The 24141-nt window shown below is 70.7% G+C and carries 22 protein-coding genes; 9 read left to right on the top strand and 13 right to left on the bottom strand.

All coding sequences use genetic code 11. The annotated features are described in order from the left end of the window. Positions 1 to 12 precede the first annotated feature (12 nt). The 5 genes from FHR56_RS18645 (at position 13) to FHR56_RS18625 (ending at position 5219) form a co-directional block, all read left to right on the top strand. Complete coding sequence (locus tag FHR56_RS18645; RefSeq protein WP_184502784.1) at positions 13 to 966, top strand: TerC family protein; 954 nt, start codon at positions 13 to 15, stop codon at positions 964 to 966. 102 nt (positions 967 to 1068) lie between these two features. Next, complete coding sequence (locus FHR56_RS18640) at positions 1069 to 1851, top strand: rhomboid family intramembrane serine protease (RefSeq protein ID WP_184502783.1); 783 nt, start codon at positions 1069 to 1071, stop codon at positions 1849 to 1851. A gap of 199 nt (positions 1852 to 2050) precedes the next feature. Continuing rightward, entirely contained in the window at positions 2051 to 2875 is an 825-nt protein-coding gene (locus FHR56_RS18635; RefSeq protein ID WP_184502782.1) for a phosphatase PAP2 family protein, read from the top strand. 107 nt (positions 2876 to 2982) lie between these two features. Beyond that, complete coding sequence (locus tag FHR56_RS18630) at positions 2983 to 3996, top strand: TIGR00266 family protein (RefSeq protein WP_184502781.1); 1014 nt, start codon at positions 2983 to 2985, stop codon at positions 3994 to 3996. A 194-nt stretch (positions 3997 to 4190) separates the two neighbouring features. Further along, positions 4191 to 5219 (top strand): patatin-like phospholipase family protein, encoded by a 1029-nt coding sequence (locus FHR56_RS18625; RefSeq protein ID WP_184502780.1) that lies wholly within the window; start codon positions 4191 to 4193, stop codon positions 5217 to 5219. Between the two features lie 102 nt (positions 5220 to 5321). Here the strand turns inward: FHR56_RS18625 and FHR56_RS18620 are convergent, their stop codons facing one another. After that, entirely contained in the window at positions 5322 to 7517 is a 2196-nt protein-coding gene (locus tag FHR56_RS18620; RefSeq protein ID WP_184502779.1) for a TonB-dependent siderophore receptor, read from the bottom strand. A 220-nt stretch (positions 7518 to 7737) separates the two neighbouring features. Next, positions 7738 to 8217 (bottom strand): Lrp/AsnC family transcriptional regulator, encoded by a 480-nt coding sequence (locus tag FHR56_RS18615; RefSeq protein ID WP_184502778.1) that lies wholly within the window; start codon positions 8215 to 8217, stop codon positions 7738 to 7740. Positions 8218 to 8343: 126 nt separating this feature from the next. Here FHR56_RS18615 and phhA point away from each other — a divergent pair, with 126 nt between their 5' ends. After that, the gene (gene phhA, locus FHR56_RS18610) at positions 8344 to 9234 is read left to right on the top strand and encodes a phenylalanine 4-monooxygenase (RefSeq protein WP_184502777.1); all 891 of its coding nucleotides are present in this window, start codon (positions 8344 to 8346) and stop codon (positions 9232 to 9234) included. A 195-nt stretch (positions 9235 to 9429) separates the two neighbouring features. On the opposite strand, the gene FHR56_RS18605 is transcribed toward phhA, so the two are convergent. From FHR56_RS18605 to FHR56_RS18560, 10 genes are all read right to left on the bottom strand, one after another. Beyond that, positions 9430 to 10503, bottom strand: coding sequence for a cupin domain-containing protein (locus tag FHR56_RS18605; protein ID WP_184502776.1), 1074 nt, complete (start codon positions 10501 to 10503; stop codon positions 9430 to 9432). A 155-nt stretch (positions 10504 to 10658) separates the two neighbouring features. Further along, positions 10659 to 11315, bottom strand: coding sequence for an RpiB/LacA/LacB family sugar-phosphate isomerase (locus FHR56_RS18600; RefSeq protein ID WP_184502775.1), 657 nt, complete (start codon positions 11313 to 11315; stop codon positions 10659 to 10661). A 137-nt stretch (positions 11316 to 11452) separates the two neighbouring features. Then, on the bottom strand, positions 11453 to 12208 hold the full coding sequence (gene kduD, locus FHR56_RS18595) for a 2-dehydro-3-deoxy-D-gluconate 5-dehydrogenase KduD (RefSeq protein WP_184502774.1): 756 nt from the start codon (positions 12206 to 12208) through the stop codon (positions 11453 to 11455). A 58-nt stretch (positions 12209 to 12266) separates the two neighbouring features. Further along, on the bottom strand, positions 12267 to 13121 hold the full coding sequence (gene kduI / locus FHR56_RS18590) for a 5-dehydro-4-deoxy-D-glucuronate isomerase (protein ID WP_184502773.1): 855 nt from the start codon (positions 13119 to 13121) through the stop codon (positions 12267 to 12269). A gap of 159 nt (positions 13122 to 13280) precedes the next feature. Continuing rightward, positions 13281 to 13670 carry a glyoxalase superfamily protein gene (locus FHR56_RS18585; RefSeq protein ID WP_184502772.1) on the bottom strand — a complete coding sequence of 130 codons (390 nt, stop codon included), beginning with the start codon at positions 13668 to 13670 and terminating at the stop codon, positions 13281 to 13283. A gap of 124 nt (positions 13671 to 13794) precedes the next feature. Further along, a complete protein-coding gene (locus FHR56_RS18580) occupies positions 13795 to 14853 on the bottom strand; it encodes a LacI family DNA-binding transcriptional regulator (RefSeq protein ID WP_010343057.1) in 1059 nt (352 codons plus the stop codon). Between the two features lie 180 nt (positions 14854 to 15033). After that, positions 15034 to 16317: a TRAP transporter large permease gene (locus FHR56_RS18575; protein WP_184502771.1), complete on the bottom strand. Its 1284-nt coding sequence runs from the start codon at positions 16315 to 16317 to the stop codon at positions 15034 to 15036. Between the two features lie 2 nt (positions 16318 to 16319). Further along, a complete protein-coding gene (locus tag FHR56_RS18570) occupies positions 16320 to 16838 on the bottom strand; it encodes a TRAP transporter small permease (protein ID WP_184502770.1) in 519 nt (172 codons plus the stop codon). 10 nt (positions 16839 to 16848) lie between these two features. Further along, entirely contained in the window at positions 16849 to 17844 is a 996-nt protein-coding gene (locus FHR56_RS18565; protein ID WP_184502769.1) for a TRAP transporter substrate-binding protein, read from the bottom strand. Between the two features lie 36 nt (positions 17845 to 17880). Beyond that, positions 17881 to 18705 carry a 2-keto-4-pentenoate hydratase gene (locus FHR56_RS18560; RefSeq protein ID WP_184502768.1) on the bottom strand — a complete coding sequence of 275 codons (825 nt, stop codon included), beginning with the start codon at positions 18703 to 18705 and terminating at the stop codon, positions 17881 to 17883. A gap of 417 nt (positions 18706 to 19122) precedes the next feature. Between FHR56_RS18560 and FHR56_RS18555 the strand changes: the two genes are divergently transcribed. The 3 genes from FHR56_RS18555 (at position 19123) to FHR56_RS18545 (ending at position 22493) form a co-directional block, all read left to right on the top strand. Then, entirely contained in the window at positions 19123 to 20136 is a 1014-nt protein-coding gene (locus FHR56_RS18555) for an alpha/beta hydrolase (protein ID WP_184502820.1), read from the top strand. Between the two features lie 115 nt (positions 20137 to 20251). Next, positions 20252 to 21898 (top strand): carboxylesterase family protein, encoded by a 1647-nt coding sequence (locus FHR56_RS18550; protein ID WP_184502767.1) that lies wholly within the window; start codon positions 20252 to 20254, stop codon positions 21896 to 21898. Between the two features lie 124 nt (positions 21899 to 22022). Beyond that, positions 22023 to 22493: an MEKHLA domain-containing protein gene (locus tag FHR56_RS18545; RefSeq protein WP_184502766.1), complete on the top strand. Its 471-nt coding sequence runs from the start codon at positions 22023 to 22025 to the stop codon at positions 22491 to 22493. Positions 22494 to 22821: 328 nt separating this feature from the next. On the opposite strand, the gene FHR56_RS18540 is transcribed toward FHR56_RS18545, so the two are convergent. Further along, positions 22822 to 23997 (bottom strand): GGDEF domain-containing protein, encoded by a 1176-nt coding sequence (locus FHR56_RS18540; protein WP_184502765.1) that lies wholly within the window; start codon positions 23995 to 23997, stop codon positions 22822 to 22824. Positions 23998 to 24141: the final 144 nt, after the last annotated feature.

Genomic DNA, 24141 nt, shown 5'->3' with positions numbered 1-24141 from the left:
GGAAAATTCCCAATGGAAACGATAGGCAACGTGTGGTTGTGGAGCGGTTTCGCGATCGTGGTGGTCGTGGCGCTGCTGGCGGACCTGGTGCTGATGCGCCACGGCGGTCCGCACAAGGTCACCTTCAAGGAAGCGCTGTGGTGGAGCATCGGCTGGATCGCGCTGGCGCTGGCGTTCAACGCCGGCCTGTGGTGGTACCTGCGCGAGACCATCGACGTGGCCACCGGCAACCGCCTGGGCCTGGAGTTCTTGACCGGCTACCTGGTCGAAAAGTCGCTGGCGGTCGACAACATCTTCGTGTTCCTGATGATCATGAGCTACTTCGCGGTGCCGGAGGAGCAGCGCCAGCGCGTGCTGGTGATCGGCGTGCTCGGCGCGATCGTGCTGCGCGCGGTGATGATCTTCGCCGGCTCGGTGCTGCTGACCAAGTTCCACTGGCTGCTGTACGTGTTCGGCGCGTTCCTGCTGCTGACCGGCATCAAGATGTGGTTCTCGGCGGGCAAGGAGCCCGACCTGGAAGCCAACCCGGTGCTGCGCTTCATGCGCAAGCATCTGCGCCTGACCCCGCAGTACCACGGCAACGCGCTGAGCGTGACCCAGGAGGGCAGGCGCTGGTTCACCCCGCTGTTCGCGGTGCTGATGCTGATCGCGATCACCGACGTGATCTTCGCGGTGGACAGCATCCCGGCGATCTTCGCGATCACCACCGACCCGTTCATCGTGCTGACCTCCAACGTGTTCGCGGTGCTGGGCCTGCGCGCGATGTTCTTCCTGCTGGCGGGCATGGCCGACCGCTTCCACCTGCTGCCCTATGGCCTGGCGATCGTGCTGGTGTTCATCGGCACCAAGATGCTGATCATCGACCTGTACAAGATCCCGGTGCTGGTGTCGCTGCTGGCGGTGGCGGTGGTGATCGGCGCCACCGTGGTGCTGAGCCTGCTGCGCCCGGCCAAGCCGGCGCACTGACCCGGCGCCTGCGCCGCGGCCGCGGATTGTCCCGCGGCCGCGGCCAGTCCCTCCCATCGGCGGCGCCTTGCCTTGGTGGCGGGGCGCCGCCATCCAGGGAGCATGGACACCTCCTCGCTCCCCTCGCCCACGCCCGAGCCCGATGCGCAGGGCCGCTTCGACCGCGCGCGGATCCTGCGTGCCTTCAATGCCAGCCTGGCCTTCGTGGCGCTGCTGGTGGCGGTGTTCGCCAGCCAGGGCCTGTTCGACTGGCGGCCCTGGGCAGTGGCGCCGCACACGGCTGCCGGCCTGCTCGGCGTGCTCACCGCGCCGCTGCTGCACGGCTCGCCGGAGCACCTGGGGGCCAACGCCGGCGCCCTGCTGATTCTGGGCACCCTGGCCGGCAGCGTGTATCCGCGCGCCACCCTGGCCGGGCTGCCGTTGCTGTGGCTGGGCTCGGGCCTGGGCGCTTGGTGGCTGGGCGATCCCGGCAGCCATCACCTGGGCGCCAGCGGCGTCGCCCACGGCCTGCTGTTCCTGGTATTCGTGCTGGCCTTGCTGCGCCGCGACCGCGCCGCGATCGCCGCCAGCATGATCGCCTTCCTGTTCTACGGCGGCATGCTGGTGACGGTGCTGCCGCACCAGGACGGGGTGTCCTGGCAGTCGCACCTGGGCGGCGCCGTGGGCGGCGTGGTCGCGGCGCTGCTGCTGCGCCATCGCGATCCGCTGCCGCCGCGCAAGCGCTACAGCTGGGAGGACGAGGAGGACACCGACGATCTGCTCGCCGCCGACGACGAACTGGAACCGCCACCGCCGAGTCAGGTGCCGGTGCTGTGGCAGCCGCCGCAGGCGCCGCGCGGGGTGGTGCTGCGCTTCCCGCCGCGCGAGGAGCGTGACGGCGGCTGAGGTGGGCAAGGCCATGCCGGCCATCCGCCCGTCGGCATCCGTAGGAGCGGCTTCAGCCGCGACGCCTTTTACCGGGAACGCCCGTCGCCGCCGAAGCCGCTCCTACAGCAGCCGGGCTGCCCGCGGCAGGTCGCCACGGGCGACCTGTCCCTGCGCCGCGCCGTACACTGACCGATCCGCCGTCGCTGTCCGAGTTCGCATGTCCGTGTTGCCCACCTGCCGTTTCCGCACCGCCGCCGCCGTGCTGGCGCTTGCCCTGGCCGCCTGCAGCGGCCCGGCGGTGCGCGCACCGGCGCCGGCCAAGGCCGTGGGCTATCTGCCGGCCACAGCGGTGCCGGACAGTCTGCAGTTGCTGCCGGCGCCCCCGGCGGCCGGCTCGCCGGGCGAGGCCTTGGACCTGGCGGTCAACCGCGAGGCGCTGGCCCTGCGCGGCAGCGCGCGCTGGCAGCAGGCCGCGCGCGATGCCGATCTGAGCTTCCCCAACGGCGCCGGCCAGTTCGCCTGCGCGCTGGGCGTGGCGATCGACGCGCAGCACACCCCGCACCTGTACGCCCTGCTGGAGCGCAGCCGCATCGACGCCAGCGCCGCCACCAAGGCGGCCAAGCGCCAGTACCAGCGCGCGCGGCCGTTCCTGCGCAACCAGCAGGCGGTGTGTACCCCGGGCGATCTCGACGACCTGCGCCAGAGCGGCTCGTATCCGTCGGGGCATAGCGCCATCGGCTGGGCCTGGGCGCTGACCCTGAGCGAGATCGCGCCCGAGCGCGCCGATGCGCTGATCGCGCGCGGCCGCAACTACGCCGAGAGCCGGCTGGTGTGCAACGTGCACTGGCAGAGCGACGTGCTCGCCGGCCGCTTCCTGGGCGCGGCCACGGTGGCGCGGCTGCACGACGACCCGGCCTTCCGCGCCGACCTGGCCGCGGCCCGCGGCGAGATCGCCGCCGCGCGCGCGGCCGGGCGCATGCCCGCCGGCGACTGCGCCGCCGAAGCCGGCGTCCTGCAGGTCCGCCCGGCCAGCGCGCTGTAGGGACGGCGTGCGGAACGCTGCACGGGTCACCCTGCCTTTGGGCAGATGCGAACGGTCCCCGACGGCAGGCTAGACTCGCCGCGACTTCCCGCCAAGGACCTGCACCCATGACCCAGTGGTACTTCCTGACCGGCAGCGAACAGACCCGCTCCGGCCCGTTCGACGATGCCGATGCGGTCGCCTTCGCCCGCAACAACCCCACGGCCCTGGCCTGGAGCCAGGGCCAGAGCGGCTGGCTGCCGGTGGCGCAGATTCCCGCCCTGCAGGGCGGCGCGTCGTTCCTCCCGCCGGGCCTGCCGCCGCCGCCCGCAGCGGGCGGCCGCGCCGACGAGATCGACTACCGCATCGTCGGCCATGAAATGCAGTTCGTGGAGATCGAGCTGGACCCGGGCGAGAGCGCGGTGGCCGAGGCCGGCGCGCTGATGTTCAAGGACGCGGCGGTGCGGATGGACACCGTGTTCGGCGACGGCTCCGGCGGCAACCAGAGCGGCCTGATGGGCAAGCTGCTGTCGGCCGGCAAGCGCCTGGTCACCGGCGAGAGCCTGTTCACCACGGTGTTCACCCACCAGGGCCAGGGCAAGGCCAAGGTCGCCTTCGCCGCGCCCTACCCCGGCACGGTGCTGGCGATGAAGCTGGACCAGCACGGCGGCCGCCTGATCTGCCAGAAGGACAGCTTCCTGGCCGGCGCGCGCGGGGTGTCGCTGGGCATCCACTTCCAGCGCAAGATCATGACCGGCCTGTTCGGCGGCGAAGGCTTCATCATGCAGAAGCTCGAGGGCGACGGTTGGGTGTTCGTGCACGCCGGCGGCTGCGTGGTCGAGCGCGAACTGGCCGCCGGCGAGCGCCTGGACGTGGACACCGGCTGCGTGGTCGCGTTCCACGCCTCGGTGGACATGGACGTGCGCCCGGTCAGCGGCATCAAGAGCATGTTCTTCGGCGGCGAAGGCATGTTCCTGGCCACCCTCACCGGCCCCGGCAAAGTCTGGCTGCAGTCGCTGCCGTTCTCGCGCCTGGCCGGGCGCATGCTCGCCGCCGCGCCGCAGGGCGGCGGGCAGAACCGCGGCGAAGGCTCGGTGCTGGGCGGCTTCGGCCGGATCCTGGACGGCGACAACAACTTCTGAAGCAGCCCACTCAGTCCCTCTCCCCCGGGAGAGGGCTTGGGGTGAGGGTCCGGGCGCGCAGCGCCTCGCAGACCCAAGCCTCGCGCTTCCACTGAAGCGCCCGGACCACCCTCAGCATGACCTCCGGTCGTGGGCGGTGCAGGAGGATGCGGCTATGCTCGCGCCGGCTCCTTCCTCCTTTGCCCGACGCTTCCATGACCGTGTTCCGTTCCCCGCGCCTGCTGCTGTCCCTGTCCCTGTTCGGCCTGCTTGCCGCCTGCGGCGGCGAGCCCAAGCCGGCGCCGCCGGCGCCGGTAGTGAACGGACCGGCCCCGACGCCGGCGGCCAAGCCGCTGCGCATCGGCATCGCCCTGGGCGGCGGCGCAGCCAAGGGCTTCGCCCACATCGGCGTGATCAAGATGCTGCAGGCCAACGGCCTGGAGCCGACGGTGGTGTCCGGCACCAGCGCCGGCAGCGTGGTCGGCGCGCTGTACGCCAGCGGCATGGACGCGTTCCAGATGCAGCAGGCGGCGGTGGCGCTGGACGAGAGCAGCATCCGCGACATGCGCCTGTTCTCCGGCGGCCTGGTGCAGGGCCAGGCGCTGCAGGACTATGTCAACGCCCAACTCAAGGGCAAGCCGATCGAGAAGCTGGCCAGGCCGTTCGCCGCAGTCGCCACCCGGTTGGAAGACGGCGAGCGCACCGTGTTCGTGCGCGGCAACGCCGGCCAGGCGGTGCGCGCGTCCAGCAGCATCCCCGGCGTGTTCGAGCCGGTCGCCATCGGCAAGTTCCATTACGTGGACGGCGGCGTGGTCAGCCCGGTGCCGGTGGACGCCGCACGCCAGCTCGGCGCCGATTTCGTCATCGCCGTGGACATCTCCAGCAAGGCCAGCGGCAAGAACCCGGGCAGCATGCTCGGCACCGTCAACCAGTCGATCGCGATCATGGGCCAGCGCCTGGGCCAGCAGGAACTGGGCCGCGCCGACATCGTGATCCGGCCCAAGGTCAACGACATCGGCGCAGCCGACTTCGCCCAGCGCAACGCCGCGATCCTGGAAGGCGAGAAGGCCGCGCTGGCGGCGATGCCGCAGATCAAGGCCAAGCTGGCGCAACTGCAGCAGCAGCGTGCGGCGGCCGCAGCCGCGGCGGCAAAGGCCGCGCAACCGGCGCCGCCGCCGTGCGAACCGCCGTCGCGGCTGGGCCGCCTGCTGCGCCGTGACGATCCCTGCAAGCCGAAGGACTGAGGCGTGCCTCCCCTCTCCCACCGGGAGAGGGGCCGGGGGTGAGGGTCCGACCGCCAGCGCCAGTTCCTACCCGGCGCAGTCCCACCGGTACCCCACCGCGCCTCAGTACCGCCAGCGCAGCGTGAAACTCACGAAGCGCGGTTCGCCGTAGTTCTGGTAGTCCAGGTTGGCCCAGTACTTCTTGTTCAGCGCATTGGTCACCGCCAGGGTCGCGGTCCACTGCGTGCTGAGCTGGTAGTTGGCGTTGAAATGCACCAGCGCGTACGGGTCCTGCACCACGGTGACCGGGCGCGTGGCGGCGCTGCCGTCGCCGACCGGGCGCTGGATGTTGTAGCCGCGCACCGCGCTCTGCCAGCTCACGCCGCCGCCCAGGCTCAGGCGCTGCCAGGCGCCGGGCAGGCGCACCTGGGTGGACAGCTGCAGATAGTCCTCCGGCAGGTTGGCGTAGATCGCGTCGGTGGGCGCGCGGGTGACCTTGGCGTGGGTGTAGCCGGCGTTGAGCGTCCAGCCCGGACGCAGTTCGCCGTTGTATTCCACTTCCCAGCCGCGGCTCTTGGTGCCGTCGACGCCGATGTAGGCCGAGCTGCCGTCGGGCAGCGAGGCTTCCGGCTGGGTCATGTCGCGCACCGCGTAGTTGTCCTGCTTGGCCTCGAACACCGCCGCGCTGAGCAGCCCGCGGCCGTCGGCCAGCTGCGCCTTGACGCCCGCCTCCAGGTTGGAACCCTGCACCGGCGCCAGCAGGTTGTTGTCCTTGTCCTTGTAGTTCTGCGGATTGAAGATCTCGGTGTAGCTGGCGTAGGTGGAGACGGCCGGGGTGATGTCGTAGACCAGGCCGACATAGGGGGTGACCTCGTCGCTGACCCGGTAGCGGCCGCTGGTGCCGGTGTAGCTGCCGTCGGCGGCGAAGGCCTGGGTGCGGGTCTGCCAGGAACTCAGGCGCGCGCCGGCGATCAGCGACAGCGGTTCGGCCAGGCGCAGCCGGGTGGAGGCGTACACGCCGCGCTGGGTGGTGCGCGCCTCGCGCCGCGCGCCGGTACGGGCGGCGGTGATCTGGCCCACGTCGCCATGCCAGTCGTAGACGTTGGGGATGTAGTAGCAACGCTCGCGGCCGCAGGTGGTCCAGTCACCCGGATAGCGCAGCGCCAGGGTCGGCGTGGTCGACTGCAGGTCCTGCCAGCTGCCGCCCAGGACCAGGTCGTGGTCGCGGCCGAACAGCGGGAAGCTGCCGGACAGGTACACGTCCAGGCCGTCGCGGGTGTCGGTGGTCTGCCCGGCGGCGGCGCGCAGGTAGATGCCGCTGCCGTCGCGCTTGGGATAGCCGCTCCCGTAGACGCGCAGGTTCTCGACCTCGCCCTCGGTGCGCGCCAGGTTGACCTTCAGCAGCCAGTTCTCGCCGAAGCGCTGTTCCAGGTTCGCGAAGGTGGTGTGGGTGTTGCGCTGCCAGCGCGCCCACTTCGGCGCCAGGTTGGTGGAGCTGGGCAGGTCGGCGAAGCCGCCGTCGGCGAAGAAGTACGGCACCGTGCCCCAGGTCGAGCCGACCGGATCGTTGTCCTGGCGCTGGTAGCCGACGGTGACCGTGGTGGAGTTGGTCAGGTCGCCTTCCAGCACCGCCATGCCCGACATCTTCTGCTCGGTGTAGTGGTCGTAGTAGTAGCCGCGATCCTGCCAGGCGGCGACGAAGCGGCTGCGGAAGCGGCCGTCGGCAGTCAGCGGCGCGGTGACGTCGGCCTGGGTGCGGCGGAAATCCCACGTGCCGAGCGAGGCCGCGAAGGACGCATCGAAGGTCTTGCCGGGGCGCTTGCGCAGCAGGTTGACCGTGGCCGAGGGAATGCCGGCGCCGCTGAGCAGGCCGTTGGCGCCGCGGATCACCTCGACGCGGTCGTAGAAGACCATGTCGTATTCCTGATTGGTGGAGCCGCTGTAGGTGGGCAGGCCGTCGACCTGGAAGTCGGTGATCTGGAAGCCGCGCGCGAAGTACAGCGGACGCTGGGTGTCGAAGAAGGACACGTTGACGCCGGTGACGTTGCGCATGACGTCGTTGATGCTGAACAGCGATTCCTCTTCCAGCCGCTGCTGGCCCAGCACGCTCACCGATTGCGGCGTCTCCTGCAGCGTCAGCGGCAGACGGGTGGTGGTGGACGGCTGCGCGCGGCTCGGGCTGCCACTGACTTCCACCTTGTCCAGCGTGGTCGGCTGCACGTCGGCCGCGGCTTCGGCGGCGAGCAACGGCGCCGGCGCGCCGGAGAGCGCGGACAGCAGGGCGAGGTAGAGCAGACGGTGGGAAACGGAAGAACGCATGGAATGATCTCGCGGGGGTGGTGCGCGGCAGCGACGCGGTGGAGGAAAGCGACAGGCGCAGCCAGCCTCCACGGCCGGGATCCGGCGCGGCTCGCCCATCGGGCTGGCGGAGAGGCTGTGGCCGTGGATGGCCGTCGCAGAACGCAAATGTAAATCGTTAGCAACAACTTAACAAGGGTTGCCATGCGCTGACACGCGGCGGCACGCCAACGTCGGGCCACTAGCCGCGCGGCAGCGGCAGGCCGGCGAAGTCCTTGACCGTGCGCAGCACGAAGCTGGAATTGACGTCGGCGACGCCGGCGGCGTTGAGCAACTTGTCCAGCAGGAATGCGGAGAAGTGCGCCAGATCGCGGACGTAGACGTGCAGCAAGTAGTCCATGTCGCCGGTCAGCGCATGGCAGGCGACCACCTCGTCCCAGCCCTGCACGCTGTCGGCGAAATGGGCGATGCCGCTCTGGCCGTGCTTCTCCAGCTGCACGCGGACGAAGGCCTGCAGGCCCAGGCCGATCGCCGCCGGCACCAGCCGCGCGGCGTAGCCGGCGACCACGCCCTCGGCCTCCAGCCGCTGTACACGGCGCAGGCAGGCCGAGGGCGACAGGTTCACCTGCGCGGCCAGCTCGGCATTGCTGGCGCGGCCCTGCCGCTGCAGCAGGGCGAGCAGGCGCAGGTCGGTGCGGTCGAAGGTCGGCGATCCGGTCATTTATTGCTCTGCAACATGGGGTCTACGCAACAATCTTGCGCGCGGCGCCAGGATCCGTGCAACTTCGCAAGCCCATTGCGTGGCGGCGCGCCTACCATCGTGGCATCCCGTTCCGGAGCGTCGACCATGGACACCGCACCGCGCCGCGTCGAACACCAGCAGACCGACAAGGGCTACGTGCCGGTCTACACCACCGCCGTCGTGACCCAGCCTTGGGACAGCTACAGCGCCGACGACCACGCCACCTGGGGCACGTTGTACACGCGCCAGCGCGCGTTGCTGGTCGGCCGCGCCTGCGACGAGTTTCTGGAGGCGCAGGACGCGATGGGCATGGGTTCGCAGGCGATTCCGCGCTTCGACGAACTCAACGCCGTGCTGCAGGCGACCACCGGCTGGACCCTGGTCGGCGTCGAAGGGCTGCTGCCGGAGCTGGACTTCTTCGACCACCTGGCCAACCGCCGCTTCCCGGTGACCTGGTGGATCCGCCGTCCCGAGCAGATCGACTACATCGCCGAGCCGGACCTGTTCCACGACCTGTTCGGCCACGTGCCGCTGCTGATGAACCCGCTGTTCGCCGACTACATGCAGGCCTACGGCCGCGGCGGAGTGAAGGCGCATGCGATCGGCCCGGACGCGCTGCAGAACCTGACCCGGCTGTACTGGTACACGGTGGAATTCGGCCTGATCGACACCCCGGACGGCCTGCGCATCTACGGCGCCGGCATCGTCTCGTCCAAGGGCGAATCGCTGTACTCGCTGGAGTCGAACGCGCCCAACCGGATCGGCTTCGACCTGCAGCGGATCATGCGCACCCGCTACCGCATCGACACCTACCAGAAGACCTACTTCGTCATCGACAGCTTCGAACAGCTGATGCAGGCGACCTCGCCGGACTTCACCCCGCTCTATGCGGCACTGGCCGACCAGGCACACCTGCCCGCCGGCCAGGTGCAGGCGCAGGACCGCGTGTTCCATGTCGGCAGCGGCGAAGGCTGGGCGGACGGCGGCGACGTGTGAGGGTCACCAAGGCGCGATCAGCGACAGGCCGCTGCTGCAGGCGTACGCTCTCGGTGCGCATGACGCAGCACGCCCCTCTCCCATCGGGAGAGGGGTTGGGGTGAGGGTAAGGGCGCGCAGCGCGCACAGAATTGGCTAAGGCGGGTTGCCCTCCCAGGGATGCGCCGATCCGCGCAGTGGCGTAAGCCAGCGACCTTAACGTGGATACACCAATAGCAGCACCAGCGGCTCTTCGCCCACCTGCTGCAACGCGTGCCTGCTGCCGGGGCGGGTCAGCAAGGCGTAGCCGGCGCGCACGTCGTACTGGGTTCCGTCCAGCACGTAGCTGCCGTGTCCGCTGACGACGTAGTAGATCTCGTCCTTGTGCTGCGGATGCAGGCCGATACCGGCGCCCTTGTGCAGCACGCGCTTGCGCAGCACGAAGGGCAGATCCTGCACGTCGGCGAAGAATGGGTACGCCGTGGTCGGCCCTGCGCCGCCGTGCGGGCCGGGCTGGTCGCGGGCCAGCGCGTCTTCGTGCAGTACCTGCGATTGCGCCGAGGCGTGGGTGGGGCGCAACACGTCGCAATCCAGATCGCGTACCAGCGCCGGGCGCAGTGCGGGCATCGCCTGCACCACATCGCGCAGCGCCAGGCAGGCCAGGGCGTTGGCGCCAGCGATGTTGAAACGGCTGTCGGCGGCAGCGTCCTGTTCGGGCACGAACAGGTACGGGCGCGCGCCCCGCTCGCCCAGCTCACGCAGCCAGGCACGGCTGCTGGCGTCGAGGTCGATCAGCGCGACCTGCTGCGTGCTCGCCAGCCTTTGCAGTGTCTGGATGCCCGGCGCAGCTGTGTCCAGCGGCGCACCCTCCTTGAATACCGGGCGCGCCAACGGCGTGACCAATACGGGCGTGGCGCCCTTGGCGCGTGCCTGCATCAGCGCGCGGGCAACCGTTTGCTGCAGGTCGTCATCGCGGCTGGAGTCTTGGCGTTTGACGTCATCGTGGCCGAACTGGATCAGCACCACGTCGCCACGACGCAGTTCGGTGATCGCGTCGAGCGGACCTTCGGCAGTGAAGCGGCGCGCGCTGCGCTCATCCCTGGCGTGATTGCGTACCTGCCACGCGTGCGGATCCAGGTAGCTCTGCAAGACCTGACCCCAGCCGGCCTGCGGCGTGCGCTCGGGGCCGACCTCGGCCGCAACGGCATCGCCGACGATGAACATGCGCTGCGGTTCGGCGCGGGTGACACTCGCGGAGAGCAACAGCAATGCGGACAGGAGCAGGCGCATGGGCACTCCGCTGCGATGGGGCTGCTTGGCACCCGATCGGCCGGCGTCATCAGGCCGGACTGACAGGAAGCAGCGCGGTAGGCGTTGACCGATCCTTCGGCCCTCACCCCCAACCCCTCTCCGCGGGAGAGGGGCTCGAGCATCGCACGGTGCGATCAGGCCGCAGCGGCCTCGGCCTTGCCCAGTACGCCGGCGACGAAGGCGCGCAGCTCGGCATCCTGGGCATTGTCGAAGAAGCACTGCTGGAAGCGCGGGCCGCCCACGGCCTGCTTGACCAGTTCCGGGTCCAGCGCGCGCAGGCCGTCCAGGTAGGACTTGGCCAGGGCCTGCTTGACCTGGGTCAGGATGCCGGCGTTGGCCTGCTGCGATTCGCGGCGCTCGGCGGGGTAGCCCATGCCGCGCTCGCCGCTGAAGGCCTTCTCGAAGATATAGCGCACGTTGATCTCCGCGCCCCAGCCGTAGCCCTTGGCGAAGGCCAGCGCCAGCGCGTTGCCGTTGTTGACCTGGGCGAACAGGTAGGCGTCGGTCGGCTCGATGCAGTAGCCGCAGAACACGCCCGGGTGGGCGTTGAGCGACATCATCGCGCCCTGGCCGGTACCGCAGCCGGCGACCACGAAGTCCACCGCGCCGGCATTGAGCAGCAGGCCGGCGCAGATGCCCAGGTGGATGTAGGTCAGGCGGTGGTCGGCGTCGCCGTCCATGCCGACGTTGAACACGCTGTGCCCCTGCGCGGCGGCGACGTCGTTGAGCTGCTGCAGGATCACCGGGTTCTTGGCGGCCTGGCTGAACTCGTTCATTAGGGCGATTTTCATGGGGGGTCCTTTGGTGGGGAGTGGTGATGGGGACAGGTTGGGCTGATTGGGTCGGCGGCTGCCGTACCCTCATCCGCCCTGACGGGCACCTTCCCCCAAAAAGGGGGCCGAGGTCCCGAGGGGAGAAGGAAGGGCGGTTAGCGGGCGAGCCAGCCGCCGTCGACCGGGATCACGGTGCCGTTGACGTAGTCCGAGGCGCTGCTGGCCAGGAACACCGCGGTGCCGCCCAGGTCTTCCGGCACGCCCCAGCGGCCGGCCGGGATGCGCTCAAGGATCGCCTGGTTGCGCGCGGCGTCGGCACGCAGTTGCGCGGTGTTGTCGGTGGCCATGTAGCCGGGGGCGATGGCGTTGATGTTGACGCCCTTGGCGCCCCACTCGTTGGCCAGCAGGCGGGTGATGCCGGCGATGCCGGACTTGCTGGCGGTGTACGAGGGCACGCGGATGCCGCCCTGGAACGACAGCATCGAGGCGATGTTGATGATCTTGCCGCTGCCCTGGGCGATGAAGTGGCGGCCGGCGGCCTGGCACATGAAGAACGCGGACTTGATGTTGACGTTCATGACGTCGTCCCAGTCCTGCTCGCTGAAGTCCACCGCGTCGGCACGGCGGATCAGCCCGGCGTTGTTGACCAGGATGTCGAGGCGGCCGAGGCCGGCCAGGGTCTCGTCGAGGATGCGCTGCACCGGCTCGATGCTGATCAGGTTGGCTTCGATGGCGATGAAGCGGCGGCCCAGCGCGGTGACCTTGGCCTCGGTCTCGGTCGGCGCCTGGATGCCGGCGGCGGCGATGTCGGCGCCGGCCTGCGCAAGGGCCAGGGCGATCCCTTGGCCGAGGCCGGTGTTGGCGCCGGTGACCAGGGCGACCTTGCCTTCGAGACTGAACGGGTGGGTCATTGCGGGGCTCCTAGAGGGGATGACGGTGGAGACGGTGGCGGCGCACGCGGGCGGCGGCCTACTTGAGCTGGCAGATGTCCAGCACGTGCATGTCGGTGTAGTCGAGGTTCTCGCCGCCCATCGCCCAGATGAAGGCGTAGTTGGCGGTGCCGGCGCCCATGTGGATCGACCACGGCGGCGACACCACTGCCTCGTTGTTCTGCACCACGATGTGGCGCTGCGCGTCCGGCTCGCCCATGAAGTGGTAGACGCGGTCGTTGGCGCCGAGGTCGAAGTAGAAATAGACCTCGCTGCGGCGGTCGTGCAGGTGCGGCGGCATGGTGTTCCAGACGCTGCCCGGCTTGAGCACGGTCAGGCCCAGCAGCAGCTGCGAGGACTGGCAGGTGGCCGGCACGATGTACTGGTAGATGGTGCGTTCGTTGCTGGTCTCCAGTGCGCCGCGGTCCAGCGCCACCGCCTCGGCGATCGACAGCCGCTTGGTGGCGAAGCGCGCATGCGCCGGGGTGGAAGCCAGGTAGAACTGCGCCGGCACGGCCGCGTCGTCGGAGGCGAACACCACCTCAGCGCTACCCATCGCCACGTACAGGCCGTCCTTCGGGCCCAGCGGATACGCGGTGCCGTCGACGGTGACGGTGCCGCTGCCGGCACCGACGTTGATCACGCCCAGCTCGCGCCGCTCCAGGAACGGGTGGCCGGCCGCCGAGGCGGGCTCGGTCTGCGCCGGCAGGCTCACCGGGCCGGTCACCGGCGCGGCACCGCCGAGCACAAAGCGCTCGTAGTGGGTGTACTTCAGGGTCACCGCGTCGTCCACGAACAGGCCGTCGAGCAGGTACAGGTCGCGCAACTGGTCGTTGCTGGCGCCCTTGATCGCGTCGGGATGGGTGGCGTAGTGGGTCTTGCAGTACAGGGACATGGGCTTCTCCAGTGCAGGCGACGGCATGCGGCAGCCCGCCACGGAGGACAGTCTAGCGGCTCTGGTAAACCGGTGTCATTGCGCAGTGCACGAAGTGCCGGGATTGGGGACTCGGGATTCGGGATGGAAGGCACTGCGCCGCGGGTGCGGCGCAGCGGCTCAGCGCGGCAGGGGCTGGCCGACGTCGATGCGGTTGCCGTCGGGGTCGGCGAAGACGAAGCAGCGTAGGCCGAAGTCGGCGTCGCGGATCGCCTTGATGATGCGCACGCCCTGCGCCTGCAGGCGGTCGTGCAGCGCCGCCGCGTCGTCGACCAGCAGGTGGGCGACGTTGCTGGTGCTGCCGCGGTAGCCGGCGCGCAAAGTCAGGTGCAGTTCGGCGTCGTCCTTCTTCAGGATCACGAAGCCGACCGGGCTGCCGTTCTGGAACACGCTGCGGAAGCCCAGGCAGTCGGTGTAGAAGGCGACGGCGCGGGCAATCTCGGCGACGGGCACGGTCGGCGCCAGGCGGCCGAAACGGACCGCGGCGGCGGCAGGAACAGGGGACGACATGGCGAAGGCTCCTCGCAGCAAGGCCGCGTGGGTCCGCCCGGGCGGTGCCGGAACGGAGCGGGCCTTGGATGGGCGGAGCGGTGTCCGCACGGTCGGCCGGCAGTCTACACCGGCCGTGCCGCGCTCAGTCTTCCGGCGGCTGGCAGGAGTCGCGCACGATCAGGTGAGGGCGCACGCTGGCCACCGCCAGCGACGGCGTGCCCTCGGGCTGGATCAGCATCGCCGCGGCGGTGCGGCCGGTGTCGCGGGTATGGCGGCGCACCGAGGTCAGCGACGGCCACAGCCGCGAGGCCAGCGGGCTGTCGTCGTAGCCGATGATCGACAGCTGGCGCGGGATGTTGATGTTGGCGCGCAGGGCGACCTTGTACACGCCGGCGGCCATCTCGTCGTTGCCGGTGAAGATCGCGCTGGGCCGCTGCTTGCCCAGCAGCAGCTTCTCCGCCGCGGCCACGCCCGATTCGAAGGTGTAGCCGGCCTCGACGATGCGCGCCGGCGGCAGTTCGATGCCGCGCCGGGTCAGCGCGTCGATGAAGCCGGCGGTGCGCTCGTGCGCGGAGCGGTAGGCGCTGGGGCCGGTGATCAGGGCGATGTCGCGGTGGCCCAGCGACAGCAGGTAGTCGGCGGCCTCGGCGGCGCCGTCGCGGTCGTGGGTGACCACCATCTGCGAGGTGTCGTCCAGCGGCAGCGAGGCGATGCGGGTGTAGCGCACGCCGATGCCGGCGAGCATGTCGGCCAGCGCCTGGTCCTCCGAGGCGCGCGGCACCAGGATCACCCCGTGCAGCTTCTGCTGCTGCACGAAGCGGCGCACGCCCTCGATGTAGCCGGGGCTGCGGCTGTCGCAGGGATGCACCACCAGCTCGAAGCTGGAGCCGCGCAGCGCATCCAGCGCGCCGTACTGCATGTCCACGATGTACTGCGCGGTGGGATTGTCGTAGACCATGCCGATCAGGAACGAGCGGCGGAACGCCAGCCCGCGCGCCAGCGGGTCCGGCGCGTAGCCGACCTCGCGCATCAGCGCCTCGACCTTCTCGCGGGTGTCTTTGCGCACCAGCGGCGAGTTGTTGATGATCCGCGACACGGTCTTCTTCGACACCCCGGACAGGCGCGCGATGTCGTTGATCGTCGCGGCCTTGCCGTGAGCGGAAGCGGGAGCATCGGCGGGGCGGGGCTTGTTCGGCGCCATGGACGGAAAACCGGGCGAAAGAGAGGGGATTCTACTGGGTGTCATGTTCGCACCAGCGTACGGTCACGCAACCGCTGTAGACGCAGCGCCCGGCGCGGGGCCGCGGCGGCGCCGACGCCGGCAGCGGCGCTCGGCGCGAACGGCTCGCGATTGCCGCCTGGCGCACGCCACCGGGCCGACTCAGGCGCGCAGCGCGCGCGGCAGCCACAGCGACAGCTCCGGGAAGAACGCCACGATCAGCAGCACGCACAGCGCCGCCAGCCAGAACGGCCAGATGGTGCGCATGCTCTGGGCCACGGTGATCTGCCCGATCGAGGTGCCGATGAACAGCACCGAGCCCACCGGCGGGGTGATCAGGCCGATACCGCCGGCCAGCACCATCACCAGGCCGAAATGGATCGGATCGATGCCGTAGGCCTTGGCCACCGGCAGGAAGATCGGCGTGCAGATCAGGATCTTCGGCGCCAGGTCCATGAACATGCCCAACAGCAGCAGCATCACCACGATCATCAGCAGCACGGTGTGCTGGCTGTGGGCGATGGACTGCAGGAAGTGCACCGCCGCCGCCGGCACCTGCAGGTAGGCCAGCAGCCAGCCGAATACCGCCGCGGTGGCGATCACGAACAGGATCACCCCGGTGGTGCGCGCGGCATGCGTCACCGCGGCGAAGAACTCGGCCCAGCGCAGTTGCCGGTACAGCAGCGCGGTGACCAGCAGCGCGTATACCACCGCGATCGCCGCGCTCTCCACCGCGGTGAAGATGCCGGCGCGGATGCCGACGAAGATCAGCGCGACCAGGCCCAGGCCCGGCAGCGCGCCGACCAGGCGCAGCGCCACCGCGCGCCAGCCCGGGAACGCCTCGGTGCCGTAGCCGCGCGCGCGCGCCACCGCATAGCCGGTGAGCATCATCGCCGCGGTCATCAGCAGCGCCGGGACGATGCCGGCCGCGAACAGGTCGGCGATCGACAGCCCGCCGCCGGCCGCGGCCGAGAACAGGATCAGGTTGTGCGAGGGCGGCACCAGCAGCGCCACCAGCGCCGCGGTCATGCTCACGTTGACCGCGTAGTCGCGGTCGTAGCCGCGGTTGATCATCTGCGGAATCATGGTGCCGCCGACCGCCGAGACGTCGGCGATGGCCGAGCCGGACACGCCGCCGAAGAACAGCGAGGACAGCACGCTGACCTGGCCCAGGCCGCCACGCATGCGCCCGACCAGCGAGGACGCCAGCGCGATCAGGCGGTCGGAGATGCCGCCACGCAGCATCAGTTCGCCGGCGAAGATGAACAACGGGATCGCGATCAGCGACGCCGAGCCGCTGCCGGCGGAGATCTGCTGCACCAGCACCACCGCCGGCAGGTCCAGGTACAGCAGCGTGGCCAGCGCCGCCGCGCCCAGCGCATACGCCACCGGCACGCCGATCAGCAGCAGCACCACGAACAATCCCAGCAGGATGGCGATGGCCATGCTCAGTTCCTCCCCATGGTGGTGCCCGGGCGCAGCACCCGCCAGGCCTGGTACAGCGCGAACACGCTCATCAGCGCGCCGCCGATCGACAGCGGCAGGTAGTTGATGCTCTGCGGCATTCGGGCGCCGGCCATCTTGATGTCCAGCCCGTCCAGCAGCAGCACCGCGCCCCACCAGGCGATCACCGCGCCGATCGCCGCCACCAGCAGCGGGCGCAGCAGGTCGATGCAACGGCGCAGGTTGGCGTGCAGCGTTTCGGCCAGCAGGAAGAAGCCGAAATGGCGGCGGGTGTGCACGCCGGCGGCCGCGCCCAGGCTCATCGCCGTGCTCAGCAGCAGCAGCGTCACCGGCTCGGTCCAGCTCGGCGAGTCGTTGAGCACGTAGCGGGTGAACACCTGCCAGCCCTGCACCACCACCAGCCCGAGCAGGGCGGCGGCGGCGGTGCCGATGGCGAAGGTGGCGATCCGGTCCAGCACGCGCTGCAGCGGCGGCACCGGGAGGGCGGGGTCGTGGTCGGTCATCGGTATGGGCTCAGGCGAAATCGCGGATGCGGCGGTAGAGGGCTTCGATCTCCGGCTGCTGCCGGTACTCGGCCAGCAGCGGCGCGGCGGCCTTGCGGAAGGCCGGCATGTCGACCTCGTTGAAGGCCACGCCGTAGTCGATGACCTGCTGCCGCGCCTGCGCCTCGGAGGCGTCCCACAGCCGGCGCATCACCGTCACCGATTGCCGCGCGGTGTCCAGCACCAGCGCGCGCTCGTCCGGCGCCAGCGCCTGAAAGCTGCGCCGTGACATCACCAGTACGTCCGGCGCGTAGGAGTGATCGCTCTGCGACCAGTAGTGCGCGGCCTCGAAGTGGCGGCTGGACTGGAAGCTGCGCATGTTGTTCTCGGCACCGTCGATCATGTGCGTTTCCATCGCCGAGAAGGTCTCGCCCAGCGACATCGGCGTCGGGTTGGCGCCGAGCATGCGCATCAGCTTGAGGAAGATGTCCGAGTTCGCCACGCGCAGCTTGAGCCCGTGCAGGTCCTTGGGCTGCCGCAGCGGATGCTTGGTGTTGTAGAAGCAGCGCGCGCCGGAGTCGTAGATCGCCAGCCCGACCAGGTCGCGCTGTTCGAAGCTGCGCAGGATGCTGTCGCCGACGTGGCCGTCGATCGCGCGGCGCAGGTGCGCCACCGAGTCGAACACGTACGGCAGGCACAGCGCCTGGGTCAGCGGGAAAGTGTTGTTCAACGCGCCGGAGTAGACGCGGGTGATGTCGATGGCGCCGAAGCGCGCCATGTCGATCGCCTCCGCCTCGCGGCCGAGCTGGCCGGAGTGGTACTGGCGCAGGCGCAGGCGGCCGCCGGTCTGCTGCTCCAGGGTCTGTCCGAACCAGCGCACCGCCTCCACGGTGGGGTAGTCGGCCACGTGCACGTCGGTGGCGGTGAGCAGGCGGGTATCGCCGCGCTGCGCCAGCGCGCCCAGCGGCACGCTGGCCGCGGCCGCGGCGGTGATGCCTGCACCGAGGAATCGTCTACGAGTGATCATGCTGCGCCCTCCCGCGCGTCGTGGTCATCGCGCAGCCTAGGCCGCGACCGCCCTGCAATGAAGTTCGCCGTAGCCATCGAAGCGGATCGTCGCCTGCTGGCCGATGGCGATGTCGTGGATGCCGGTGGCATTGCCGGTGGCGATCAGCTCGCCGCGGCACAGCGGCCGCCCGCGCCTGGCCGAGCGCGCCAGCGCGAACGCGAACGCCGCGCGCAGCCCGCCCGGCAGCAGCATGGCGCCGCCGGTGCCCACGCATTGCCCTTCGATCCAGGTCTCGGCACGCAGCGCGGTTTCGTCCAGCGCGGTCCAGTTGGGGACCTGCGGGCCCAGCAGCAGGCCGTTGTTGTTGCCGAAATCGGAGATCACCACGCGCGGGCCCAGCTGGTTGATCGTGGCCAGCGGGCTGCTCGCCACCTCGACCCCGACGAACAGCGTCGCCGGCACCTGGGCGGCCTGCTGCGCGGTCCAGTGCACCTGGTCGGCGGGCACGTCCGCGTCCAGGCGCAGCACGTACTCGGCCTCGACCGCGCCGAAACCGCCATCGAACACCGGGATGTCGGTTGTTCCACCGGTAGCATTCCATAGCGCAGCAGCGAAGATCGGGCCCAGCAGGCGCTCGTCCCCGGAGTGGTCGCGGCGCTCGGGCGCGATGTAGCCGACCTTCCAGCCGACCACGCGGTCCGGCCATTGCGCGATCGCCAGGTCCTGCACGCGGTAGGCGGTCTCCAGGTCGTCCGGGATGACGCCAGGGAAATCGCGCAACGCGCGGCCCTGGCGGCGGGCCTGGACGAAGCGGGCCGCGATATCGGCCAACGCGGGCGGTGGCGTCTGCGACGGGCCGGAAGGAAGGCTCAAGGGCATCTCCGCAAGAATGGGGGGTCGGGAATTGCTGCGCCGCGCATCGACAGCGCGTTGCGCCGTTGTATATGGTAAACCGGTGTCATTGGCAATGTGCGGTGCGGCAAAGGCCGCCTTTGGGCGGCGGGATTCGGGATTCGGGATTCGGGATTCGGGCAACGGCAACGGCAACGGCAACGGCAACAGCAACAGCCACAGCCACAGCAACAGCAACAGCAACAGCAACACAGCGTCATGCGTTGGCGCAGGCCGCGCGCACACTGGAAGCCACGCGCTCTCGGCGGCCATCCGCGCCGCGCGGCTTCCTCCACCCACGACGAGATCTCGATGATGTCGGCCCACCTCCTCCCTACCCGCCTACGTCCCACCGAACCACTGTCCCCGCGCTGCGGCAAGCGCCGCTTCCGTCCCTGCATCGCCGTGCTGGCGGCGTTGGGCCTGCTGCTGGGCGCTCTCGGCGTGGCCGCGGCGGCCGAGCGGCCGGCCAGCGAGAGCGCTGCCGAGCTGGCGGCGCGGCTGCCGCTGTGGCCCGGTCCGGCACCGGGGTCGGCGGCCGGCCCCGAGCAACCGCAGCTGGTCGAGCGCAGCGACGACCCTGCCCTGCCCGACCGCGCGCTCAGCGGCCGTTACCAGCCCTACCTGGTGGTGTACCGGCCGAAGCACCCGAACGGCAGCGCGCTGCTGGTGGCGCCCGGCGGCGGTTACGCGCGCATCGTGCTGGACAAGGAAGGGACCGCCCTGGTGCCGATCTTCGCCGAACAAGCCGGCATCACCCTGTTCGTGCTGCGCTACCGGCTGCCCAATGCGGCCGTCGACGCTGCCGCGGCGCGCGACCAGCCGCTGGCCGACGCGCAGCGCGCGCTGCGCCTGATCCGCGCGCATGCCGCTGACTACGGAGTGGACCCGCACCGCATCGGCGCGATCGGCTTCTCCGCCGGCGGCCACGTCGCCGCCAGCCTCGGCACCCGCTACGACGACCCGGTGTATCCGGCCCGCGATGCGATCGACCGGGTCAGCGCGCGACCGGATTTCCTGCTGCTGCTGTACCCGGTCATCGACATGGGCAGCGGCACCGCGGCGCACACCGGCTCGCGGCTGCGGCTGCTCGGCCGCCACCCGGATGCGGCGACCATGGCCGCCTACTCGCTACAGAACCGCGTGCACGCCGGTATGCCGCCGACGTTCCTGGTCCAGGCGCAGGACGACCCGGTGGTGTCGGTGGAGAACAGCCTGCTGTTCTACCAGGCGCTGCGCCAGGCGGGGATGCCGGCCGAGCTGCACCTGTTCGCGCACGGCGGCCATGGCTTCGGTGTCCGCGGCATCGCCGGCCTGCCGCTGGCGGCGTGGCCGCAACTGGCGTTGAGCTGGATGCGTAACGTGCAGGACGATCCGCGCGCCCGCGCGCCGATCCCGCCGCCGGCGGGGGGGAAGTGAGCCACACGGCCTGCGCGCCACTGCATGCCCCGCCAAGTGATCGCGTCGCCGGTGGCCGCCGCGCCGCCACGCCGCGAGCGCGTCCCCCATCGCCTCGTCAGGAGTCCATCCACGCATGACCGTCCGTCCCCGCCCGCCCGGCGCGCACACCGCCGTCTCCGCCGCTCCCGACAACCACGGCCGGCGCCGCTTCCTGCGCGACGGCGCACTCGGCGCGCTGGCCTTGAGCGGCGCGCTGCCCGGTGTCGCGACCGCGGCGGCGACGCCAGCGGCGCCGCTGGCGCGCACCCGCAGCGGCCGCATCCGTGGCGTGCGCGACCAGGACGTGTACGTATTCAAGGGCATTCCCTACGGCGCCGACACCGCGCCGCGGCGCTTCCAGCCGGCGCTGCAGGAACGGCCCTGGCACGGCGTACGCGACTGCAGCGCCTATGGCGCCTCGGCGCCGCAGCGGGGGTCCGAGCCGGTCAGCGAGGACTGCCTGTTCCTCAACGTGTGGACCCCCGGCCTGCGCGATGGCGCGCGCCGCCCGATCCTGGTCTACATCCACGGCGGCGCCTACAACAACGGCTCCGGCAGCGACCCGCTGTACGACGGCGTGCGCCTGTGCCAGCGCGGCGACGTGGTAGTGGTCAGCGTCAATCATCGCCTCAACGCCTTCGGCTATCTGTACCTGGCACCGTTCGGGGGCGAGGCCTATGCCGCCTCCGGCAACGTCGGCCAGCTCGATCTGGTGCAGGCGCTGCAGTGGGTGCGCGCGCACGCGGCCGAGTTCGGCGGCGATGCCGGCAACGTCACCGTGTTCGGCCAGTCCGGCGGCGGCGCCAAGATCGCCACGCTGATGGCGATGCCGGCCGCGCAGGGCCTGTTCCACCGCGCCTGGACCATGAGCGGGCAGCAGGTCACCGCCGCCGGGCCGCGTGCCGCCGGCCAGCGCGCGCAGTTGCTGCTGCAGGCCCTGCAGCTGGCGCCATCGCAATTGGACGCGCTGCGCACGCTGCCGCTGCAGCGCGTGCTCGAGGCCACGCGCACGCCCGATCCCTCGCGCGCCGAACGCACCGCGCTGTACCTGGGCCCAGTGCTGGATGCGCAGGTACTGCACCGGCATCCGTTCTGGCCGGACGCGCCGCCGCAATCGGCGCGCATCCCGATGGTGATCGGCAACACCCGCGACGAGACGCGTGCCTTCCTCGGCCACGATCCGGCCAACTTCGCGCTGAGCTGGGACGCCTTGCCGGACAGGCTGGCGCAGGAGCAGTACGTGGACCTGGCGCCGCAGGTGGTGATCGCCGAGTACCGGCGGCTGTATCCGCATTACACGCCGAGCGAGGTGTTCTTCGCCGCCACCACCGCCGGCCGCTCCTGGCGTGGCGCGGTGGAAGAAGCCGAGGCGCGCGCGCGGCAGGGCGCGCCGACCTGGGTCTACCAACTCGACTGGGGCTCGCCGCTGGACGGCGGCAAGTTCGGCGCCTTCCACACCCTGGACATCCCGCTGGTGTTCGACAACATCCACCAGCCCGGATCGCGCACCGGCGACGGCGCCGACGCGCAGCGCATGGCCGATGCGATGAGCAACGCGCTGCTCGCCTTCGCCCGCCACGGCGATCCCAACCACGCCGGCCTGCCGCGCTGGGAGCCGTATTCGTTGGCCCAGCGCGAGACCCTGCTGTTCGACACCGACAGCCGCCTGGCGCACGACCCGCGCGGCGGCGAACGCCGGCTCTACGCGCAGGTGCCGTTCGTACAGCGCGGGACGTTCTGAGCGCCTGCGCCGCGTGGCCGCGCCGTCACCGGCGTGGCACAGGCGCAGACTAGGGCCGGGGTCACGTCGGCGAACGTGCGCATCCGCGACAATCCGGGCTCCCGCAGGCTGCCAGACCGCCACCATGCCGCCTTCCGCACCGCAGACGACCCTGCTCGCGCGCATCGACGACTGCTACCGCGCACTCAGCGGTCACGACCTGTATTGCCCCGACGCCATCGCCGACCGCTACCACTGGCTGCATGCGCAGGCGCCGTACGCCATCCTGGCGCATGACGCCAGCGCCGACCCGGTGTTCTTCTACGCCAATCGCTGCGCCTTGCGCTGCTTCAAGTACAGCGAGGACGAGATGCTCGCACTCCCCTCGCGGCTGAGTGCAGCCCCGGCCAACCGCGCCGAACGGCAGCGGCTGCTCGATGCGGTCGCCCAGCGCGGCATTGCCGATGGCTACAGCGGGCAGCGGGTGGACAAGCAGGGCAACCGCTTCGTGATCCACGATGGCGAAGTCTGGCAGTTGGGCTTCGGCAGCAGCGCCGGGTGGGGCCAGGCCGCGCTGTTCTGGCCCAGCCCTCGGCATACGGTGGTGCTGGCGTAGCGGCAGGCGACGTGCCTCGTGGGAACGACTTCAGCGGCGACGCGCATTGCCGGTCACGCCTGTCGCGGCTGTAGCCGCTCCTACAACCGTGGAGCGTGCATCGAGGCGTCGGCCGGGCCGTGGTGAAAGGGACTTGCATTGCGGCGCGCGGCGCACCACGCACACGGATCCGCTACTGCCTGGCGCGGCGGAACGCATGGCGTTGCGCGCGGGGTAGTGAGCCTGCGCCGCACCAAGCAGCCAAGTACATCCGCCCCTGCCCGCGACGCGCGCAGGGCATCGTCGCCGCCCGCCATGGCCGTACCGGTACATGGCGGTTGCCGCATGCCTACCAGCCGGTGTCCTCGGCCAGCACCACTCGGTTGCCGACGGCACGCGCTGAGTCCAGCAACGCCTCGGCGCGCTGCATCAGCGCGGCCGGGGTGTCCTCGGGCGTGGCCAGCAGCGCGCCGACGCTGACTGTCAGCGCCGGCGCGTCCGCCGTGTCCTGCGCGATCGCCATCACCTCGACCATGTCGCGCAGCGCCGGGGCCACCTGCCGCAGGTGCGCGCCGCTGGCGTCGTACAGCACCAGCGCGAAGCGGTCGGCGCGAATGCGCATGGCCACGTCCAGCGGTCGCAGCAGGCACTGCATGGCCTCGGCCACCTCCAGCACTGCACGGTCGCCGGCACCGGCGCCGGCGCGCTGCACCAGCGCGGCGAAGCCGTCCAGTTCGACCAGGATCAGCGCCAGCCCGCGCTGCAGGCGCCGGCGCTCGGCCAGTGCCACCGCCAGGTGTTCGTCGAAGCGGCGGCGATCGCCCAGCCCGGTGAGCGCGTCGCGCAGGGCCTCGTCGTCGCGCACCCGGCGCTGCAGGAAGCCTTCGCGGCGCGAGTGTTCGCGCAGATAGCCGCCGACCGCACCGACCGGCACGGCCGTCCACAGCAGCCATTGCAGGCGCAGATAAGCATCGCGTGCCGCGCCGTCCAGCAACAGGTGGCCGGCGGCGGCGCTGATCGCGCACAACAGCAGCGCCACCGCCACGCTCTGCCACAGCGCCAGGCCCAGCGGAAAGAAGCCCGCCACCAGTACCAGGGTCATCACCGCGGCCGCGTAGCGCAGTTCCTGCGGCGGATAGCCGACGCTCGACAGCACCAGCCCGGTGCCGCCGACCAGCAACAGCAACGCGGCGCGGCCGGGACCGTGCGTGTCGGCGCGGTGGATCGCCGCCGCCACCCACAGCAGCGCCAGCAGGGTCGCCGCGCGCACCGCGATCGCATAGCCGAGCAGACCGCCGCCGCGCCAGCCGAAATGCACCGCATCCCAAGCCAGCAGCAGCAGCGCGATCAATACGCCCAGCGAGGCCGCCACGCGCTGCGCGAAGCCCAGCGTGGCGGCGGTGTAGTGGCGGTACGCCCGTTCCAGCGGAGGATCGAAACGCAGCGCGGCGAATCCCTTGCGCAGTTGCGCCGCGTAGGCCTCGCCCGGCGGCGTGTCGTGTGGCTCCTGGTAACGCTCGTGCATGCAGTCCCCTGTCGACGGCAGCGCGGCGCGAAGTGCGGAGCAGGTCACATCAAACGTGCAACCCGACTCCATTTCGCGCGGACGCTGCGGTGCCCACGTCGAGACCATGAAAAAGCACCGGCGCGCGATTGTCCACTTTCGCGG

The organism is Xanthomonas sp. F10 (assembly GCF_014206815.1).
Lineage (GTDB): Bacteria > Pseudomonadota > Gammaproteobacteria > Xanthomonadales > Xanthomonadaceae > Xanthomonas_A > Xanthomonas_A indica.
Note: the sequence above shows the minus strand (reverse complement) of the source record. Positions and strands in the feature narration are given on the sequence as shown.

Coding starts and splice junctions, on each gene's coding strand:
- FHR56_RS18645 (WP_184502784.1), top strand. CDS start 13: ATGGAAACGATAGGCAACGTGTGGTTGTGGAGCGGTTTCGCGATCGTG.
- FHR56_RS18640 (WP_184502783.1), top strand. CDS start 1,069: ATGGACACCTCCTCGCTCCCCTCGCCCACGCCCGAGCCCGATGCGCAG.
- FHR56_RS18635 (WP_184502782.1), top strand. CDS start 2,051: ATGTCCGTGTTGCCCACCTGCCGTTTCCGCACCGCCGCCGCCGTGCTG.
- FHR56_RS18630 (WP_184502781.1), top strand. CDS start 2,983: ATGACCCAGTGGTACTTCCTGACCGGCAGCGAACAGACCCGCTCCGGC.
- FHR56_RS18625 (WP_184502780.1), top strand. CDS start 4,191: ATGACCGTGTTCCGTTCCCCGCGCCTGCTGCTGTCCCTGTCCCTGTTC.
- FHR56_RS18620 (WP_184502779.1), bottom strand. CDS start 7,517: ATGCGTTCTTCCGTTTCCCACCGTCTGCTCTACCTCGCCCTGCTGTCC.
- FHR56_RS18615 (WP_184502778.1), bottom strand. CDS start 8,217: ATGACCGGATCGCCGACCTTCGACCGCACCGACCTGCGCCTGCTCGCC.
- phhA (WP_184502777.1), top strand. CDS start 8,344: ATGGACACCGCACCGCGCCGCGTCGAACACCAGCAGACCGACAAGGGC.
- FHR56_RS18605 (WP_184502776.1), bottom strand. CDS start 10,503: ATGCGCCTGCTCCTGTCCGCATTGCTGTTGCTCTCCGCGAGTGTCACC.
- FHR56_RS18600 (WP_184502775.1), bottom strand. CDS start 11,315: ATGAAAATCGCCCTAATGAACGAGTTCAGCCAGGCCGCCAAGAACCCG.
- kduD (WP_184502774.1), bottom strand. CDS start 12,208: ATGACCCACCCGTTCAGTCTCGAAGGCAAGGTCGCCCTGGTCACCGGC.
- kduI (WP_184502773.1), bottom strand. CDS start 13,121: ATGTCCCTGTACTGCAAGACCCACTACGCCACCCATCCCGACGCGATC.
- FHR56_RS18585 (WP_184502772.1), bottom strand. CDS start 13,670: ATGTCGTCCCCTGTTCCTGCCGCCGCCGCGGTCCGTTTCGGCCGCCTG.
- FHR56_RS18580 (WP_010343057.1), bottom strand. CDS start 14,853: ATGGCGCCGAACAAGCCCCGCCCCGCCGATGCTCCCGCTTCCGCTCAC.
- FHR56_RS18575 (WP_184502771.1), bottom strand. CDS start 16,317: ATGGCCATCGCCATCCTGCTGGGATTGTTCGTGGTGCTGCTGCTGATC.
- FHR56_RS18570 (WP_184502770.1), bottom strand. CDS start 16,838: ATGACCGACCACGACCCCGCCCTCCCGGTGCCGCCGCTGCAGCGCGTG.
- FHR56_RS18565 (WP_184502769.1), bottom strand. CDS start 17,844: ATGATCACTCGTAGACGATTCCTCGGTGCAGGCATCACCGCCGCGGCC.
- FHR56_RS18560 (WP_184502768.1), bottom strand. CDS start 18,705: ATGCCCTTGAGCCTTCCTTCCGGCCCGTCGCAGACGCCACCGCCCGCG.
- FHR56_RS18550 (WP_184502767.1), top strand. CDS start 20,252: ATGACCGTCCGTCCCCGCCCGCCCGGCGCGCACACCGCCGTCTCCGCC.
- FHR56_RS18545 (WP_184502766.1), top strand. CDS start 22,023: ATGCCGCCTTCCGCACCGCAGACGACCCTGCTCGCGCGCATCGACGAC.
- FHR56_RS18540 (WP_184502765.1), bottom strand. CDS start 23,997: ATGCACGAGCGTTACCAGGAGCCACACGACACGCCGCCGGGCGAGGCC.